This window comes from Rhizobium sp. J15, from assembly GCF_002531825.1.
Lineage (GTDB): Bacteria > Pseudomonadota > Alphaproteobacteria > Rhizobiales > Rhizobiaceae > Rhizobium.
Window position 1 is genome coordinate 1 of sequence record NZ_NWSX01000020.1, and the last position, 18,386, is coordinate 18,386.

The 18,386-nt window shown below is 62.9% G+C and carries 16 protein-coding genes; 9 read left to right on the forward strand and 7 right to left on the reverse strand.

Annotated elements, in window-relative coordinates:
• Window positions 1–431: transposase (locus tag CO670_RS18115; RefSeq protein WP_141502334.1), on the forward strand; the 431-nt coding region annotated here is incomplete at its 5' end.
• Window positions 432–692: 261 nt separating this feature from the next.
• On the opposite strand, the gene CO670_RS18125 is transcribed toward CO670_RS18115, so the two are convergent.
• On the reverse strand, window positions 693–1,853 hold the full coding sequence (locus tag CO670_RS18125) for a fumarylacetoacetate hydrolase family protein (protein ID WP_097591517.1): 1,161 nt from the start codon (window positions 1,851–1,853) through the stop codon (window positions 693–695).
• 357 nt (window positions 1,854–2,210) lie between these two features.
• Between CO670_RS18125 and CO670_RS18130 the strand changes: the two genes are divergently transcribed.
• From CO670_RS18130 to CO670_RS18140, 3 genes are read left to right on the forward strand one after another with little or no spacing between them, the layout of a single operon-like run.
• Complete coding sequence (locus CO670_RS18130; protein WP_097591518.1) at window positions 2,211–3,221, forward strand: Gfo/Idh/MocA family oxidoreductase; 1,011 nt, start codon at window positions 2,211–2,213, stop codon at window positions 3,219–3,221.
• Between the two features lie 10 nt (window positions 3,222–3,231).
• Window positions 3,232–4,329 carry a Gfo/Idh/MocA family oxidoreductase gene (locus CO670_RS18135; RefSeq protein ID WP_097591519.1) on the forward strand — a complete coding sequence of 366 codons (1,098 nt, stop codon included), beginning with the start codon at window positions 3,232–3,234 and terminating at the stop codon, window positions 4,327–4,329.
• Window positions 4,330–4,339: 10 nt separating this feature from the next.
• On the forward strand, window positions 4,340–4,735 hold the full coding sequence (locus CO670_RS18140; RefSeq protein WP_097591520.1) for a VOC family protein: 396 nt from the start codon (window positions 4,340–4,342) through the stop codon (window positions 4,733–4,735).
• Window positions 4,736–4,770: 35 nt separating this feature from the next.
• On the opposite strand, the gene CO670_RS18145 is transcribed toward CO670_RS18140, so the two are convergent.
• Window positions 4,771–5,691: a helix-turn-helix domain-containing protein gene (locus CO670_RS18145; RefSeq protein ID WP_088674758.1), complete on the reverse strand. Its 921-nt coding sequence runs from the start codon at window positions 5,689–5,691 to the stop codon at window positions 4,771–4,773.
• Window positions 5,692–5,777: 86 nt separating this feature from the next.
• On the opposite strand from CO670_RS18145, the gene CO670_RS18150 reads away from it, so the two are divergent.
• The 5 genes from CO670_RS18150 to CO670_RS18170 all read left to right on the forward strand — a co-directional run bounded on the left by CO670_RS18150 (window position 5,778) and on the right by CO670_RS18170 (window position 11,966).
• Window positions 5,778–7,052, forward strand: a complete 1,275-nt coding sequence (locus CO670_RS18150; RefSeq protein ID WP_097591521.1) for an extracellular solute-binding protein — start codon at window positions 5,778–5,780, stop codon at window positions 7,050–7,052.
• Window positions 7,053–7,137: 85 nt separating this feature from the next.
• Window positions 7,138–7,998: a sugar ABC transporter permease gene (locus CO670_RS18155; RefSeq protein WP_097591522.1), complete on the forward strand. Its 861-nt coding sequence runs from the start codon at window positions 7,138–7,140 to the stop codon at window positions 7,996–7,998.
• Entirely contained in the window at window positions 7,995–8,831 is an 837-nt protein-coding gene (locus tag CO670_RS18160; protein ID WP_097591523.1) for a carbohydrate ABC transporter permease, read from the forward strand. Before CO670_RS18155 ends, CO670_RS18160 begins: the two co-directional genes overlap by 4 nt.
• Before the next feature lie 13 nt (window positions 8,832–8,844).
• Entirely contained in the window at window positions 8,845–9,927 is a 1,083-nt protein-coding gene (gene ugpC / locus CO670_RS18165; RefSeq protein WP_097591524.1) for a sn-glycerol-3-phosphate ABC transporter ATP-binding protein UgpC, read from the forward strand.
• 35 nt (window positions 9,928–9,962) lie between these two features.
• Window positions 9,963–11,966 (forward strand): aldo/keto reductase, encoded by a 2,004-nt coding sequence (locus CO670_RS18170; RefSeq protein WP_097591525.1) that lies wholly within the window; start codon window positions 9,963–9,965, stop codon window positions 11,964–11,966.
• 44 nt (window positions 11,967–12,010) lie between these two features.
• On the opposite strand, the gene cydX is transcribed toward CO670_RS18170, so the two are convergent.
• The 5 genes from cydX to cydD form a co-directional block, all read right to left on the reverse strand.
• Window positions 12,011–12,133 (reverse strand): cytochrome bd-I oxidase subunit CydX, encoded by a 123-nt coding sequence (cydX, locus tag CO670_RS18175; RefSeq protein WP_040143024.1) that lies wholly within the window; start codon window positions 12,131–12,133, stop codon window positions 12,011–12,013.
• Between the two features lie 13 nt (window positions 12,134–12,146).
• Entirely contained in the window at window positions 12,147–13,301 is a 1,155-nt protein-coding gene (gene cydB, locus CO670_RS18180) for a cytochrome d ubiquinol oxidase subunit II (protein ID WP_097591526.1), read from the reverse strand.
• A 5-nt stretch (window positions 13,302–13,306) separates the two neighbouring features.
• Window positions 13,307–14,887 carry a cytochrome ubiquinol oxidase subunit I gene (locus tag CO670_RS18185; protein ID WP_097591527.1) on the reverse strand — a complete coding sequence of 527 codons (1,581 nt, stop codon included), beginning with the start codon at window positions 14,885–14,887 and terminating at the stop codon, window positions 13,307–13,309.
• Between the two features lie 77 nt (window positions 14,888–14,964).
• Window positions 14,965–16,656, reverse strand: a complete 1,692-nt coding sequence (locus CO670_RS18190) for an ATP-binding cassette domain-containing protein (RefSeq protein WP_097591528.1) — start codon at window positions 16,654–16,656, stop codon at window positions 14,965–14,967.
• On the reverse strand, window positions 16,653–18,383 hold the full coding sequence (gene cydD, locus CO670_RS18195; RefSeq protein WP_097591529.1) for a thiol reductant ABC exporter subunit CydD: 1,731 nt from the start codon (window positions 18,381–18,383) through the stop codon (window positions 16,653–16,655). The genes CO670_RS18190 and cydD overlap by 4 nt, the downstream gene beginning before the upstream one ends.
• Between the last annotated feature and the right edge of the window lie 3 nt (window positions 18,384–18,386).

Below are 18,386 nucleotides of genomic sequence, written 5' to 3' on the forward strand. Positions count from 1 at the left end.
GCACCCACGCGCCCTTCGGCCAATGGAGGACGCAGACTTTCATCGCCGGTTTGCGGTGCCATGGCTTGGCTGCACCTTGGATCGTCAACGCGCCAATGAACCAGCGCATCTTCGAAACCTGGATCGAAACCCAGCTCGTCCCGACACTATCGCGCGGCGATGTCGTCATTCTCGACAATGTCGCCTTCCACAAAAGCGAGCGAGCCGAACAACTGGTTAAGGCAAAAGGCGCATGGCTCCTCTTCCTGCCCGCCTATTCGCCCGATCTCAACCCTATCGAAATGGCCTTTTCAAAGCTCAAAGCCTTACTACGAAAACGTGCCGCCCGAAGCTTCGACGCCATCACTCAAGCTCTTGGCGATATCGTCAGCCTCTTCTCCGTCACAGAATGTCGAAACTTCTTCAAAGCCGCGGGCTATGAGGCTGAATAATTGCGACACGCTTTAGAATAGTATGGAGGTGCGACTGCATCACTTGTCCAAAATGCGCCGGTTCGCTGATCAGGCAATCCATGGGCACGGAATATTGCCTGATACAGGTCCGCGTTGTTAGCGGCACAAAGGCGCACTTTTTGTTCATCTGAGCGTTCGTGGCTACCGCTTTGTAACGAGCTATTTGTCATAGCAAACCTGTTGGTCAGAGCGGCTGACACCGAGCCGGTGCATTTCGCAACAAGCTATGCGCTGAATAACTTACAGTAATCCGCGCTTTGCGAGGTTCCCCATCAACGCCGAAATGCCGAATGTCCATGGCGGGCATTCGGTGGAAAGGCGCACCGTGTTGACGAGCGCGCCGAGGCCTGCCGAGGAAATCTCGACGACATCGCCGATCTTGTGCGTGAAACCCTGCTTCGGCGCGTCGCGATCCTGAGTCGGCGCAAACAGCGTGCCGAGAAAAAGCATGAAACCGTCAGGATATTGATGATGGCGGCCGAGCGTCTGTTTGACGAGGTCGGTCGGATCGCGGCTGATCTGCGACATCGAGCTCTTGCCGTTGAGCACGAAGCCGTCCTCGCCGGTGACCTTCAGGTCAAGCTCGGCCCTGCGCACGTCATCGAGGCCGTAACCGGCATCGAACAGTCGGACGAAGGGACCGATCGAGCAGGAGGCGTTGTTGTCCTTGGCCTTGCCGAGCAGGAGCGCCGAGCGGCCCTCGACGTCGCGCAGGTTGACGTCGTTGCCGAGCGTCACGCCCTTGATCTCGCCGCGGCTGTTGACCGCGAGCACGATTTCCGGCTCGGGATTGTTCCAGGTCGAGATCGGATGCAGGCCGACATCGGCGCCCCAGCCGACGGAGGAGAGCACCGGTGCCTTGGTGAAGACCTCGGCATCCGGGCCGATGCCGACTTCGAGATATTGCGACCACATGCCCTCATCGATCAGGGCCTGCTTCACCTTGGCCGCCTCGGGCGAGCCGGCCTTGAGATTGGTGAGGCTGCCGCCGATCAGCGCACTGACACGCTCACGGATCGAGGCGGCGCGATCGGGATTGCCGGCCGCCTTCTCCTCGATGACGCGCTCGATCATCGACTGGGCGAAGGTGACGCCGCAGGCCTTGACCGCCTGCAGGTCGACGGGCGCAAGCAGATAGGGGCGCGCCTCATCCGGCGCTCCCTTGCTGTTGGCAGCGACCTCTTCAAGCGAGCCGATCGCCTTGCCGTTTGCGGCACGGACGAAGCCGGCGGCATCCTCCTTTTCGAGCAAGGCGCTCAGCGTCGGTGCCTCACGCGAGGTAATGTCGATCAGCATCCCCTCGCGAAGCGTCACGATGCTCGGGCCGGCAACCTCGGGGCTCCAGACGCGGCCGACAAAAAGACCACCCGAAGCGGCGGCATCGAGAAGGGGATGAGACATGGTGATCCTCCGTCACAGGCAAGCGGGGAGCGCTCTTTGAAAATTTTCGAAGTCGTTGCCGCCCTCCAGCCCGGCGGCGGCCGAAATCGATCACATTCATGGAGACGGGGCAAGATACGTGGGGGAAAAAGACTTTCGCCCTGTCGGATCGAAAGGCGGATCTCCAACCGCAACATGCGGCAAAATAACTATTTAGATACAAAATAACAGCTGTTTTTCAAATACTTAATGCAGCGACTTGGGGATTTCACCGTCGATCTTGCCTTGACAGGTGCCAGCTTTCGTTATCTGTTTTGGCCGATATGGAGGATGCCGGCTCGGCCGGTGCCAGGAAAATCCCGGGAGGATATTGCAGCGATGTTGAGATTTGCCGTCGTCGGAATCGACCATGGGCATACGTTCGATCATGTGAAGGGATTGCTCGCCGCCGGCGGCGAGTTCGTCGGCTATTGCCCGCAGACCTCCGTGCCGGCACTGCGGGAAGCCTTTGAAAAGACCTATCCCGACGCGCCGCAGATCGACCGGGAGAAGCTGTTCGACGATCCGTCGATCGACGTCATCTGCATTTCGGCCATCCCGCGCGATCGCGCCGGCCTCGCCATCCGCGCGATGAAAGCCGGCAAGGATGTGATGACCGACAAGCCTGGTGTTACCACCTTCGCCCAACTCGAAGAGGTCAAGCGCACAGTCGCTGAGACCGGCAGGATCTTTTCCATCTGCTTTTCCGAGCGCCATTGCGTGCGCTCCGCCGTCAAGGCCGGCAAGCTTGTCAGGGAAGGCGCGATCGGCAAAGTGATCCAGACGCTCGGCGTGGGTCCGCACCGGCTGCAATTGCCGACCCGGCCGGACTGGTTCTTCGATCCGGAATATTTCGGCGGCATCATCGTCGATATCGCCTCGCATCAGGTCGATCAGTTCCTGTTCTATACCGGCTCGACGTCAGGCGAGGTCATCGCCAGCTCGATCGGCAATTTCGGCATGCCTGAAAAGCCCGCCTTCCAGGATTTCGGCGAAGTGCTGCTCCGTTCCGACAGGGCGGCAGGTTACGTCCGCGTCGACTGGTTCACGCCGGAGGCGCTGCCCACCTGGGGTGATGGACGCCTCACCATCCTCGGCACCGAGGGTTATATCGAGCTGCGCAAATATATCGACATCGCCGGCCGGCCGGGCAAGGATCACCTCTTCCTCGTCAACGGCAAGGAGATGACCCACATCGATTGCAGCGACGAAAAGCTCGATTATTTCGATGCTTTCACCGCCGATGTCGGCAATCGCACGCAGACGGCGATGACACAGGAGCATGTTTTCGAAGTCTGCCGCCTTTCGCTCGAAGCCCAGACGAAAGCCGCGCGCATCGGCGCTCGTTGAGGAGGATCTCATGACCAGAAAATTACGCGTCGGCGTCATCGGCGCAGGCATCGCCGCGCGGCATCTGACCGGCTTCGGCTGGAACAAGGAGCTCTTCGAGGTTCCCGTCCTCTGCTCGCTCGATGAGGATCGCGGCAGGGCGCTGTGCGAAGAGTTCGCCATCGGCGAATACACGCAGGACGCAGACTCGCTGTTTGCCCGCGACGACCTCAACATCATCGACATTTCGACGCCGCCGAGCTCGCATTTCGAGCTTTGCCGCAAGGGCATCGAATCCGGCAAGCATGTGATCTGCGAAAAGCCGCTTTTCGGCTCGATCGCCGAGGTCGACGAGATGGAGCGCATCCTCGCCCGCTTCCCCGGCAGGAAACTGATGCCGATCTTCCAATATCGCTACGGCTCCGGTCTGCAGAAGCTGAAGCTGCTGATCGAGCAGGGCCTTGCCGGCAAACCGTTCCTGACGACGATCGAAACGCATTGGTGGCGCGGACCGGATTATTATGCCGTGCCGTGGCGCGGCAAATGGGCGACCGAGCTCGGCGGCGGCCTCCTCGGCCATGCGATCCACGCCCATGACATGCTGAATTACGTGCATGGGCCCTGCGCCGAGGTCTTTTCCTATGGCGCGACGCTGGTCAATCCGATCCAGGTCGAGGATACGGCGGCCCTTTCGGTGAAGATGCAGAACGGCTCGCTGGCGACGCTGTCGATGACGCTCGGCTCGCGCAAGGAGATTTCACGACTGCGCTTCTGCTTCAGCGATCTTGTCGCCGAAAGCGTCCTCGAACCCTATACGATGGGTCGCGACCCCTGGGTCTTCACCGCGGGAACGGAGGAGCATCAGGCGCGGGTCGACGCGGCACTTGCCGCTTATGTGCCGGGCGAGGACGGCTATACCCGGCAGTTCGAACTCTTCCACAAGGCAATTGTCGAGGACACCGACCCGCCGGTGACGCTGCAGGATGCCCGCAATTCGCTGGAACTGGTGACGGCCGCCTATTTCTCGCAGCGCACTGGCCAGCCGACGCCGATGCCGATCGCTGCCGATCATCCGCTCTACCGCTCCTGGCTTCCGGAAGAGGAACGGCGCGCGGCCGCGAACGTCTGAGCAGGGGGGGATGCTGAAATCCTTTGAGCATGTCGGCATGACCGTCAGCGACATGGACCGCACCGTCGATTTCTACTGCGGCCTGCTCGGCCTGTGCCTGCATCTGCGCAAGAAGACGGCCGACGGCGGAGAGATCGCCTTTCTCGACGCCGGCGGCGGCATGCTCGAAATCTTCGCCCCGGCAGGCGGCGCGGCACGGGCTGCAGATGTGCCGGACGGAACCGCTGGCCTGCGCCATCTGACCTTCCTGTTCGAAAGCGTCGATGAGACCTTCACCCGGCTGGAGAAGGCCGGCGTCGAGATCAAGGAGCGGCCGCGCCTCGCGATCAATGCTGAGGTGCTGCACAAGGTCGCTTTCCTGCGCGATCCCGACGGAATCCAGATCGAGCTCGCCGAGAAAAGGTAAGCCGATGCTTGCCATGGCCGGCAAGCTCTGTCGGCTTAGTTCCGGAAGGCGTCGGCGGAGATCGTCGTCACCAGCCTGATATCCCGGCGGAAATCCGATGGCGACATGCCGGCGATATGGCGGAAGGATTTGTTGAAGGCGCTGATCGAGCCGAAGCCGCTGTCCATCGCGACCTGCAGCACATTGGCGCCTTCGCTCATCAGCATCGCCTGGGCGCGCGACAGCCTGAGCAGCGTCACATATTTGCTGAGCGTCATGCCGGTCGACCGTTTGAACAGGTTCATCGCATATTTCGGATGCAGGTCGGCGGCGCGGGCGATATCGACCGAATCGATATCCTGCAGGAAATTGGCGGCAATGAAATCGCACATCCGCGCAACGCTGCGCGAGGAATTCGGATGCGGCTGATCGCCTTCCAGGCTGACGGTCGTCTTCGATGTCGTCATCGAATAGGGTTCGAGCGCAATGCGCTCGATGCGCAGCAGCAGTTCATCGACCGCGTGCTGGGCCTTGGCGGAATCGCCGGACTTGGAATAGCGGAACCAGCGGGCAAAATTCTCGTTGTCGGCGGCATCGGTCGCCGAGGTCAGCAGCGTCTCGCCCTTCATCAGCCGGCTGGAAATGCTGATCGGCAGACGCAGCCGGAAGAAATAGATGAGCGGCAGATGGGCGCCGGCATAGAGCGAATCATCCGAGGATTCGTCCATCTGATGCGGCTGGCCGCCCCAGAAGAGGCACATTTCGCCGGCGTTCAGGCGGAATTCGTGGTCGCTCATCCGATAATGAACAGTGCCGCGCATGACGTAGTTGACCTCGACCTGCGCATGCCAGTGCGGCATGGCCATGACGAGCGGATGGGCATGAAACATCTGCAGCGCGGTCGGCGAGCCTTCGATGCTGCTCGCGCCGGGCCGATAGATTGCACTCGTGCCGATCTTACTTTCCGCCAAATCCATATTCCCTTTTTAGGAGACAGCCGCTCCCTTGCGGATAGTCTAACCGCGTTCGTGAAAGATCGGCAATTGAAAAGGGAGGATTTTCAATGCGCTTCAAACTTCTTGCTGCGACCGCAGCTGTCGCACTGCTTGCTTCCGGCTCCGCCTTCGCGCAGTCGGCCAACCTGACCATCTGGAGCTGGAATGTCGCCGCGTCGGCATTGAAATCCACGCTGCCCGGCTTCAACAAGCAGTTTCCCGATATCAAGATCACCGTGGAGGACCTTGGAAACAGCCAGGTGTTCGACAAGACGCTGGCAGCCTGCGCCGCCGGCGGCGACGGCTTGCCCGATATCGTCAGCATCGAGAATTTCGAGGCTGAAATCTTCTGGAGCCGTTTCCCCGACTGCTTCGCCAATCTGAAGGAGCTTGGCTATACGCCCGAGATCCAGGCGCAATTCCCCGACTTCAAACGCACCGAGCTTGAAGTCGGCGACGTCGCTTACGCCATGCCGTGGGATTCCGGCCCGGTCGCCGTCTTCTATCGCCGCGACCTCTACGAAAAGGCCGGCGTCGATCCGAGCACGATCAGCACCTGGGACGATTTCATTGCCGCCGGCAAGAAGATCTCCGCCGCCAACCCCGGCGTCGTCATGGCGCAGGCCGATTTCAACGGCGACAGCGAATGGTTCCGCATGATCGCCAACGAGCAGGGCTGCGGCTATTTCTCGACCGACGGTCAGAACATCACCATCAACCAGCCGGCCTGCGTCGCCTCGCTGCAAAAGGTGAAGGAGATGAAGGACGCCGGCACGCTGACATCGGCCAACTGGGACGAAAAGATCCAGGCCAATACCGCCGGCAAGGCAGCAAGCCAGCTCTATGGCGGCTGGTATGAAGGCACCGTTCGTTCGACCTCGCCCGATCTCAAGGGCAAGTGGGGCGTCTACAAAATGCCGAGCCTGACGGCCGACGGCCCGCATGCGGCCAATCTCGGCGGTTCGTCGCTCGCCATCTCCGCGACCTCCGCAAACAAGGAAGCAGCCTGGAAATTCGTCAACTACGCCCTCGGCACCAACGAGGGCCAGGTTACCATGCTGAAGGAATTCGGCCTGGTTCCGTCGCTGCTTTCGGCCGAGAAGGATCCATTCGTCAATGAGCCGCAGCCCTATTGGGGCGGCCAGAAGGTCTGGGCCGATATCCTGGCGACGCTGCCGAAGATCGTGCCGAGCCGCGGCACCGCCTTCCAGAGCGATGCCGAAGCCATCTTCAAGGCGACGCAGACGAAGTTCTTCGCTGGCGGCTACCCCGATGCGAAGGCGGCTCTCGACGACGCCGCCAACCAGATCGCCTCGGCGACCGGTCTTCCGATCGCACAATGAATGACGATGCCGGGCGCTTGATGCGCCCGGCTTTCCCGGCTTGCAACGCGGCCAGTCATTCGTTCGTTCGAGAGGAGGAGGCTCGATGCCGTTCAGAACCCGGAGCGCCTATGCGTTCCTCGCCCCCTATCTGCTTGTTTTCGCCACCTTCTGGGTCTGGCCGATCATCGATTCGTTCCTGATTTCCTTTCAGAACACCCGCATCAATCCGTGGAAATTCAGTTTCCAGGCCAATTGGGGCCGGCTCTTCTACGACCCGGCCTTCTATAACGCGCTTTACAACACGCTGATCATCCTGGTGATCCAGGTGCCCGTGATGATCGCGCTGGCGACGGTCATGGCCGTCATGCTCAATTCGCCGCTCCTGAAAGCGCGCCCGCTTTTCCGCTTCGCCTTCTTCGCGCCCGTCGTCGTCGGTGAGGTCGCCTATGCCGCGGTGTTCCGGCTGATGTTCAGCCTCGATTTCGGCATCATCAACAAGCTGATCTCCGCCGTCGGCTTGAGCCCGGTTTCCTGGTTCGACAATGCGAATGCCGCCATGGCGCTGATCATCCTCGCCGTCACATGGCGCTGGGCCGGCTACAATGCCATCATCATCCTCGCGGGGCTGCAATCGATTCCCGAGGATGTCTATGAGGCGGCGACGCTCGACCGCGTGAGCAAGGTGCAGCAGTTCTTCCATATCACTTTGCCGCTGTTGAAACCGATCATTCTCTTCTGCGTCGTGCTTTCGGTGATCGGAACCATGCAGCTCTTCACCGAGCCCTTCCTCATCACCAATCGCGGCGGTCCCGGCGGCGGCACCGAGACGCTCGGCCTCTTCCTCTACCGCCAGGGCTTCACCTCGCTGAATTTCGGCTATGCCTCGGCGATCGCCTATACGATGGCGGCCCTTGCCGTGGTCATCTCGCTTCTCAATCTCTGGGTCGGGAGGGATCCGAAATGAAATCCAGGTCGCAATCCCTCCTCATGCGCCAGATCGCCCTGCACGCCGTGCTGGCGCCGCTTGCGGTGATCTGGCTGTTTCCCCTGTGGATGATGTTCGTGTTCTCGACCATGCCCGACAACGGCATCTTCAGCCCGGAGATCGTCCTCTGGCCATCGACCAACTTCATCGAGAATTTCAAGAACCTGCAGGCCGACACCGATTTCATCGGCGCGATGGTGATCTCCGTCGGCGTCGCGATCATCTACACCTTCCTCTCGGTACTGTTGACTTCGATGGCCGGCTGGGCGCTGGCACGTTACCGTTTCGTCGGCCGCACCGTCGTCATCGCCATCATCATCGGCACGATCACGCTGCCGTTTTCGGTGGTCGTCATCCCGCAATTCATCATGGTGGCGCGCGAATTCAAGCTGGCGAACACCTGGGTGGCGCTGATCGTGCCGCCGCTCTTCAACTCGCTCGGCGTGCTGTTCATGCGGCAATCCTTCTCGATGATGCCGGGCGAGCTTTTCGATGCGGCGCGTGTCGAAGGCGTCAAGGAATGGCAGATCTTCCTGCGCATCGCGCTGCCGCTGGCGAGCCCGACCATGGCGGCACTCGCGATCATCCTCTTCCTCGCCTCATGGAACAACTATCTCTGGCCGCTGCTCATCAATTCCAAACCGGGAATGATGACGGCGCCGGTGGCATTGGGAACGCTGATCGGCCTGACCAAGGTTTCCTGGGGCGGGATCATGGCAGGGGCAGTGCTGCTGACGGCGCCGATCCTCATCGTGTTCGTGGCTCTGCAGCGTTATTTCATCGCCGGCATCGCGGCCGGCGCAATCAAGTAATCGGGGAGGCCGCATGGCGGAGCTTTCACTCAGCAATATCGTCAAGCGCTTCGGCGGCTTCGAGATCATTCACGGCGCCAATCTGGAGGTGAAGGACGGCGAATTCGTCGTCTTCGTCGGTCCCTCGGGCTGCGGCAAGTCCACGCTCTTACGCATGATCGCGGGCCTCGAGGATATTACAGCAGGCGAGCTTCGGATCGGCGGCAGGGTCGTCAACGACGTCGAGCCGGCCGATCGCGGCATCGCCATGGTCTTCCAGTCCTATGCGCTCTATCCGCACCTCACGGTCGAGGAAAACCTGAGCTTCGGCCTGCGCATGAACGGCAATCCGAAGGCGGATACCGAGCGGCGCGTGCGCCATGTCGCCGACATCCTGCAAATCACCGAGCTGATGAAGCGGCGGCCAAAGCAGCTTTCCGGCGGCCAGCGCCAGCGCGTCGCGATCGGCCGCGCCATCGTTCGCGAGCCCCAGGTCTTCCTGTTCGACGAACCCTTGTCGAACCTCGATGCGGAGCTGCGCGTGCAGATGCGCGTCGAGATATCGAGGCTGCACAAGCAGCTCGGCACGACGATGATCTACGTCACCCATGACCAGACCGAAGCGATGACGCTGGCCGACAAGATCGTCGTGCTGCGCGCCGGCAATATCGAGCAGATCGGCGCGCCGCTCGATCTCTACGACGATCCCGCCAACCAGTTCGTGGCCGGCTTCGTCGGCTCGCCGAAGATGAATTTCCTGAAGGCCGTCGTGGTCGAGACGCAACCGGGCAGGGCGGTGATCGCGCTGGAAAGCGATGCCAATACGCGCCTGTCGCTTCCCGTCGCCGGTCCCGTCCAAACAGGCGCCAAGGTGACGCTCGGCATCCGCCCCGAGCATTTCGTCGATGCCGGCATGGGCGATGCCGATCTCACCGTCGCCATCGATGTTGCCGAACACCTCGGCAATACCAGCTACATCTATGCCGCCATCGGCGGCGAGCAGCTGATCATCGAGCGGCCGGAATCGCGCACCGCCGGCAACCGCGAGACCCTGACGGTCGGCCTTCCCGCAAGCCGCACATTCCTTTTCGACGGCGCCGGCAAACGGCTCCGCTAAACCAATCCCAAGGCAGAAAGACGAAAGAGGTTTCCATGACTTCCGATCAACCGATCCGCTGGGGCATCATCGGCCCCGGCACCATCGCCCGCACCTTTGCAGACGGCGTCGCCCATTCGCGCACCGGTAAACTGGTGGCGATCGCCACCCGCAATCCTTCCAAGCCGGGACTTGCCGAAAACTTCCCCGGTGCCCGCATCGTCAATGGTTACGAGGCGCTGCTCGCCGACAAGGAAGTGGACGCGGTCTATATCTCCACGCCTCACACCGGCCATGCCGAATGGGCGATCAAGGCGGCACGCGCCGGCAAGCATATCCTTGTGGAAAAGCCCATCGCGCTTTCGGCCTATGATGCCGAGGCCGTCTACTACGAAGCGAAGAAAGCCGGCGTCTTTGCCGGCGAGGCCTTCATGTACAGGGTGCATCCGCAGACGGAGAAGCTGGTCGAGCTCGTCAAGAGCGGCGTCATCGGCACGCTCCGCATCATTCGCTCGAGCTTCGGCTTCAATATGGGCAGCTACCGGCCGGAACACCGGCTCTTCGCCAATGACACGGCAGGCGGCGGCATTCTCGATGTCGGCGGCTACCCGGTCTCGATGGCGAGGCTGATCGCCGGTGCGGCGGAGGGCAAAGCCTTCCTCGAACCGGAGAAGGTTTCGGGCGTCGCCCATCTCGGAGAGAGCGGCGTCGACGAATGGGCTTCCGCCGTGCTGAAGTTCCCCAACGAAATCATCGCCGAGGTCTCCTGCTCGATCATGGCCCAGCAGGACAACGTACTGCGCATCATCGGCTCCGAAGGCCGGATCGAGGTGGCGGATTTCTGGTTCGCCTCCGGCCACAAGGGCGGCGTCGGCAATATCGAGATCTTCAAGGGCGGCAAGCAGGAGACGATCGAGGTCAAGGAAGATCGCTGGCTCTATTCCTTCGAGGCGGACGCGGCGGGCGATGCCATCCGCGCCGGCAAGACGGAGTTCAGCACTCCCGGCATGAGCTGGGCGGATTCGATCGGAAACCTGCGCGTGCTCGACCAGTGGCGCGCCTCGGTCGGCCTCGAATACGGCGTCGAGAAGGCGGCAAAGCGCACGGCCAATATTGCCGGCGGCACGGTCACGCGCGGCAGCAGCATTCCGAAGCGCCAGATTCCGGGCATTTCCAAGCAGGCTTCGGTCGTGACACTCGGCTTCGAGTTCTTCCCGAACTTTGCGCCCGCCTCGCTGACGCTCGACGCCTTCTACGAGGCCGGCGGCAACGCCTTCGACACCGCCTATGTCTATGGCGCCGGCAAGACGGAGACGATCTTCGGCGATTGGCATACGAGCCGCAAGGTGCCGCGCGAGGAGATCGTGCTGATCGGCAAGGGGGCGCATTCGCCGCTCTGCTATCCCGACATGATCGCCAAGCAGCTCGATCAGTCGCTCGCCCGGCTGAAGACCGACTATGTCGACATCTATTTCATGCATCGCGACAATACCGACGTTCCGGTCGGCGAATTCGTCGATGCCATGGATGCCGAGGTCAAGCGCGGGCGCATCCGCGGCATTTTCGGCGGCTCGAACTGGACACGCGCGCGTTTCGACGAGGCGATCGCCTATGCCGAAAAATCAGGCAAGGCCGCACCTGCCGCACTCTCCAACAACTTCTCGCTCGCCGAGATGCTGGATCCGATCTGGGCCGGCTGCGTCGCCGCCTCCGACGACGACTGGAAGAAGTGGCTGAACGAGAAGCAGATCCCGAACTTCGCCTGGTCGAGCCAGGGCCGCGGCTTCTTTACCGACCGCGCCGGCCGCGACAAGAAGGATGACGAGGAGATCGTGCGCGTCTGGTATTCCGAGCGCAATTTCGGACGCCGCGACCGCGCCATCGAGCTTGCCAACAAGCTCGGCCGAAATCCGATCCACATCGCGCTCGCCTATGTCATCGCCCAGCCCTTCCCGGTCATTCCGCTGATCGGGCCGCGCACCGTCGCCGAGCTGGAAGACAGCCTCTCGGCGCTCGACATCCGGCTGACGCCCGAACAGGTGAAGTGGCTGGAAGGCTGACAATAGAAGAAAGGGCGCGGCTCGAAACCGCGCTCTTTCCATAGTTACTTCAGCGTTTCGGACGCCTTCTTCTTGGCGGCGTCGTCCATCAGCTCATACCACATGGCGTTGAGAACGGCGAAGGCGGCTGCCAGCGGCAGGCCGAGGATCCATGCGAAATACCACATCGTTTCGTCTCCCTCAGTAGGCGTGGCTGTTCTTGTCGGTGACGGATTTCTCGTCGACCTTGCCCCACAGGACCTTGTAGACCCAAGCGGTGTAGGCAACGATGATCGGCAGGAAGATCACCGTCACGACAAGCATGATGAACAGCGTCATATGGCTGGAGGATGCATCCCAGACCGTCAGGCTCGATCGCGGATCGAGCGAGGAGGGCAGGATGAACGGGAACATCGCCAGGCCGACCGTGGAGATGATGCCTGATATCGCCACCTTGCTGAAGATGAGCGTCATCACCTCGCGCCTTGCCCGCATGGCGAGAAAGGCCAGTGCCGCGCCGGCAAAGCCGAGGACGGGCGCCACGATCATCCATGGATGGGCGCTGTAATTGGCAAGCCATGCACCATTCTCGATCACCACTCTCTTCAACAGCGGGTTGGACGGTCCGATCGGGCTGATATCGCTGGTGATGCGATAGCCGCCAACGCCGATCCACAGGAAGAGGCCGCCAAGGGCAAAGAGCACGATTGCGGCAAGGGCGGCGATACTGCCATAGCTTCTTGCGCGCTCTGCAACCGGCCCGCTCGCCTTCAAGACCAGCCAGGCCGCACCATGCATCGTCAGCATGGCGACGGACAACAGGCCGCAGAGCAGGGCATAAGGATTGAGCAACGCGAAGAACGAGCCTTCGTAGAAGATCCGCATATCGTCGGCAAAGCGGAAGGGCACGCCCTGCAGCACGTTGCCGACGGCAACGCCGAAGATCAGCGCCGGCACGAAGCCGCCGATGAAGAGTGCCCAGTCCCAGCCGTTGCGCCAGCGCGCACTGTCGCGCTTCGAGCGGTATTTGAAACCGACCGGACGCAGGATGAGCGCCAGGAGGATCGCGAACATGGCGAGATAAAAGCCCGAGAAAGAAACCGCATAAAGCGGCGGCCAGGCGGCGAAGATGGCGCCGCCGCCGAGGATCAGCCAGACTTGGTTGCCTTCCCAGGTGGCGCCGATCGTGTTGATCGCCACGCGCCGTTCCGTATCGGTCCTGGCGACGAAAGGCAGAAGCGTGCCGACGCCGAGATCGAAGCCGCCGGTTGTCGCAAAGGCGATCAGCAGCACGCCGAGCAGCAGCCACCAGATGAGGCGCAGGGTTTCATAGTCGATGAGTTCGTGAAGGATCATGGCAGTCACTCCGCGGCCGGGACGAGAGTTTCTGATATCAGGACGGCTTCCGGCTCGTCGTCCGGCTCGGGTCCCTGCCTGATCGCCTTGATCATCAGGCTCATCTCGATGACGATCAGCACCGTGTAAAGCGCGGCAAAACCGATGATCGTCAAAAGCACGGTGCCGGCGCCGAGGCTGGAGACGGCGGCAGCCGTCGGCAGCACGCCTTCGATCACCCAGGGCTGGCGACCGAATTCGGCGACCACCCAGCCGAGTTCGATGGCGACCCAGGGCAGCGGGATCGCCAGCACCGCAATCCTCAGCAGCAGCGGATACTTGTCGAGATGGCGCCGGGCCGACAGCCAGAAGAAGGTTGATGTCAGCAGGATGAAGAAGATGCCGAGGCCGACCATGATGCGGAAGGACCAGAAGAGCGTCGGCACATGCGGGATGGTATCGCGCGCCGCCTGAGCGATCTGCGCATCGGTCGCCTGGCGCGGGTCGTCGACATAGCGCTTCAGAAGAAGCGCGTAACCGAGATCATGGCCGAGATCCTCGAAGGAGCTGCGCACTTCCTGCGCAACCTGATCCTGCGCCGGCGCCGCACGGATCTGCATCAGCGCGTCATAGGCCTTGATGCCATCGCGGATGCGGGTTTCGGCCTGCTGTTCGAGCTTGTCGATACCGGGAATTTCGGTCGTCAGCGACCGTGTGCCGATCAGGCCCATCACCCAGGGGATATGAACGGCGAAATGCGTTTCGCGCGCTTCCTGATCGGGGAAGCCAAAGGCGGTGAAGGCGGCGGGCGCCGGCTCCGTCTTCCACATGCCTTCGATCGCGGCAAGCTTCATCTTCTGGTTTTCGGTGGCGAGATAACCGCTCTCGTCCCCGAGCACGACGACGGAGAGCGCCGAGGCCAGGCCGAAGGAGGCGGCGACCGTCATCGAGCGCTTGGCAAGCTCGATATGTCGGCCCTTCAGCACATACCAGGCGGAGACGCCGAGCACGAAGATCGAGGCGCAGACATAGCCCGCCGAGACCGTATGGACGAATTTCGCCTGGGCGACCGGATTGAAGACGACGTCGAAGAAACTCGTGATCTCCATGCGCATCGTCTGCGGATTGAGCGCCGATCCCACCGGGTTCTGCATCCAACCATTGGCGATGAGGATCCAGAGCGCGGAAAAGTTCGAGCCGAGCGCCACCGCCCAGGTGGCGACGAGATGGCCGACTTTCGACAGCTTGTCCCAGCCGAAGAAGAACAGGCCGACGAAGGTCGCCTCCAGGAAGAAGGCCATCAGCCCCTCGATCGCCAGCGGGGCGCCAAAGATGTCGCCGACATAATAGCTGTAATAGCTCCAGTTCATGCCGAACTGGAATTCCATGACGATGCCTGTGGCGACGCCGAGCACGAAATTGATGCCGAACAGCGTGCCCCAGAATTTCGTCATCTGCCGCCAGATCTGGCGGCCGGTCATGACATAGACGGTTTCCATGATCGCCAGCAGCACGGACAGGCCGAGCGTCAGCGGTACGAACAGGAAGTGGTAAAGGGCGGTCAGCGCGAATTGGAAGCGCGATAGCGCAACGATATCTAGTTCCATTGTCTTTCTCCCACGGTCCCACGGGGTACGGAGCGTTCCTCAGCGCCGGGTGGCGGTTGAGGGCATGCAGGTCTCGCTCAGTCCGGCCGCAGCCGGTCGAGCGCCTTTTCGAACGCCGCCTCTCCACGGCGCGAAACGTCTGAAATGCGGCCGCCTTCGATGACGGCGATGCAGTCCGCGATTGCGGCCTCGCGGCGGATATGGGTCGCGATAACAAGCGAGCGATCTGCCGCCATCGCCGACAGGCGCTGGAGCACATCGCGGGCGGTGGCGCCATCGAGGCCTTCGGTCGGCTCGTCGAGCAGCCAGAGCGGCGTGTCGCGCAGAAAAAGCCGGGCCAGCGCCAGCCGGCGCGACTGGCCGCCGGAAAGGCCGAGGCCGCCTTCGCCAAGCGGCGTCTCAAGCCCCTGCGGCATGGCTTCGACATCGGCCAGCAGACCGGCGGCGGCGAGCGCATCGCGAAGACGGGCCTCGCGTGCATCCGGATTGGCAAGAAGGAGATTGCCGCGCAGGCTATCCTCGAAGAGTTCCGTCCGCTGCGTCAGCAGGGTCGCCGTCACCGCGGCGACGCTTCCCGCCCCCGCCGCCAATTCGCCGGAAAGCAGAGCAAGCAGGCTGGATTTGCCGGCGCCGCTGGCGCCGATGACGGCCAGCCGTTCGCCCTGCTTGAGCACGAGGTCGACGTGCTGAAGTACGGGCACGGTCGAGCGTTCATGGTAGGCGGCCACACCAGCCAGCGAAAAGGCATATCCCGGCATCGGCGGCGCCAATGGTTCGGCTGCCGTCGCGACGGCAAGCCGCGGCGAGATACGCCTCGCCGCAAGCAGCGTCCGGCCGAGCTCCAGGGCGCCACGGCGTAGCGCCGCGAAGGGTTCCACGACCGCGAAGGCGACGAGCAGGCCGAGGACCGCGACAGGCGCGGTGATCGCCTTTGTCTCTGCCAGGGCGGCGACGGTCAGCAGCGATGCCGTCAACAGCAAGGTGGAGACGAGGCCGAAGCCGAATGTCAGGCCGGTTTCGACGCGGTTCAGCCGGTCATCGGCACGGGCGGTATAATCATCGGCGGCCATGATCGCGCTCTTTTGCGCGGCAAGCTGGCCAGCCATCAGCAGGTCGGTCTGGCCGGCGACGAGATCGATCGTCCGCGACCGCAGCGCTTCGATGCCATGGGCGCGCCTGCGGGCATGTTTGCGCGCCGCGCGGCCGGCGATCAAAGGCAGGCCCAGGCCGGCGCCGGCGAGAAAGAGGCCGAAGCATAGGCCGAACATCGGATGCATCAGGCCGAGCACCCCGCTTGCGGCCAATGCCGCGCCGATCGCCACGACAGCCGGCACGAGAATACGGAGATAGAGGGAGTCGAGCGCGTCGATGTCTGCCGTCAGCCGGAACAGCAGCCGGGCAGGGCGATGCAGCAGAGCGCGGGCAGCGCCCGGTTCGGCAAAGCCGCGAAACAGCCTTTCGCGAAGGGCCGCGAGCACGCCGAGCGTGGCGTCATGGGTCGCAAGCCTTTCACCGTAACGCGCCGCGGTGCGGACGATGGCAAGCAGGCGGATGCCGGCCGCCGGCGCAAAGACGTCGAAGGTCATGGCGGCCGCCGCCGAAAGACCGGCGAGCGCTGTGGCGGTGATGAACCAGCCGGACAGGCCGAGCAGCGCGATGCCCGCCGTCACCGTCGCGGCCGAAAGCATCGCGCCAAACAGCAGCGCGCGCCGGCGCTCGGCAAGGAAGAGGCGCAGGATCGGCTTGAGGTCTGCAACAAATGTGCTCATTCGGCTGCCTCCCGGATGATGAGATCGGCGTCGATGCGCATGCCGCGATGCATGCGGGCAGCCAGCTGCGGATCGTGGGTCGCAACGATCAAAGTCCGGCCGCGCGCAAGCGAAAGCAGGCTTTCCGTCACCTCGGCGGCGGTCGCGGCGTCGAGATGCGCGGTCGGTTCGTCGGCCAGGATGATCTTGAGATGCGGATTGCAGGCCGCGCGCGCGATCGCAAGCCGCAACGCCTCGCCGCCGGAAAGCCCGATCCCGGCTTCGCCGAGCGGCCGGTTGCCGTAGGCATCGGCCACCTTTCCAAGTCTCGCGGCATCAAGCGCCTTTGCCACCTCGCCGCGGGCGATGCCGAGCCTCCCGAGCGAAATATTGCCGGTGATGGTGCCGGCGAAGATATGTGGTTTCTGGCCGATCCACGCCATGCCGCCGCGCAGGCTGGCGGCGGTCGCATCCGCAAGTTCGACGCCGCCGATGACGATGCGGCCGCCGGTGCAGGGCGCCAGCCCTGCCATCAACGAAAGAAGCGTCGACTTGCCGGAACCGCTGGCGCCGAGCAGCGCCAGATGTTCGCCGGCGGCGATCTCAAGGTTGAAACCGTCGAGGACCAGCGGCGCGTCGGCGCCATAGCGAAAGGCGAGATCCTCAAGGCAAATGGAAGGCGCGTCGTCGCCGGCAGAGGCCTTCGCTTCACCCGATCCCTGAATGGGCAGGCCGCCGGCGGCAAGGGCGTCGAGCGCTTTCAGCGCCGCTTCGCCCGCCGCCCGGTCGTGCCAGACGGCCGAAAGTTCGCGCAGCGGCTCAAAGAAAGCAGGCGCAAGCAGCAGGATGAACAGGCCCTCTGTCAGGTCGAGCCGGCCTGACCAGGTGCCGAAACGGATCTCGCCGAGCAGGCTGAACCCGACATAGACGGCGATCATCGCCACGCCGAGCGCGGCGAAGAGTTCGAGCACGGCCGAGGAGAGAAAAGCGATCCTCAGCACCGCCATGGTGCGTTTACGAAGCGACTCGGCTTCATCCCGCAGCCGCAAGGCGGTTGCGTCGACCGCATCGAGCGCGCGGATCGTCGCCAGCCCACGCAGGCGATCGAGCAGGAAGCCGTTGAGGCCGCCGGTCGCGGCAAGCTGTTTTTCGCTGGCCGCCTGGGCGCGCCAGCCGATCAGCGCCATAAAAACCGGGATCAGCGGCGCGGCGAACAGCAGAACCAGTGCGGCGATCCACGAGACTGGCAGAATGAAGGCCAGGATGACCAGCGGCACCAGGCTCGCCTTCATGCGCGCCGGCTGGAAACGGGCGAGATAGGCAACGATGAGCTCGGCCTGCTCGCCGATAACGCTTGCGGCTTTGCCGGATGCCGGCCGGCCGCGATCGACCGGCGACGACATGGAAAGGGCCGAGACGGCGATCCGGCGTTTGCGGCTGAGTTCGGCGCGCGCGGCTTGGAAGGCGAGGCGGCCGCCAGCCGCATCGAGACAGCTTCTAACCAATCCGAGGAGGAGGATGCCGAAAGCCGGCCAGAGAACGTCATGCAATCCGCCGCCATCGGCGATGCGGCCGACGGAGACGGCCAGCAACCCGGCCTGCGGGATCCAGATGGCGGCGGCCAACGCCTGCAGCATCGCCGCCCTGCGCAGCCGGCTCTTTGCCGCGCCGCCACTGGGCAAGACGGCGGCGTCATCCCGTGGCCGGACCTCTGGTTCGTTTGTCGCGTCGAAGAAAGCAGTGCCCATGGC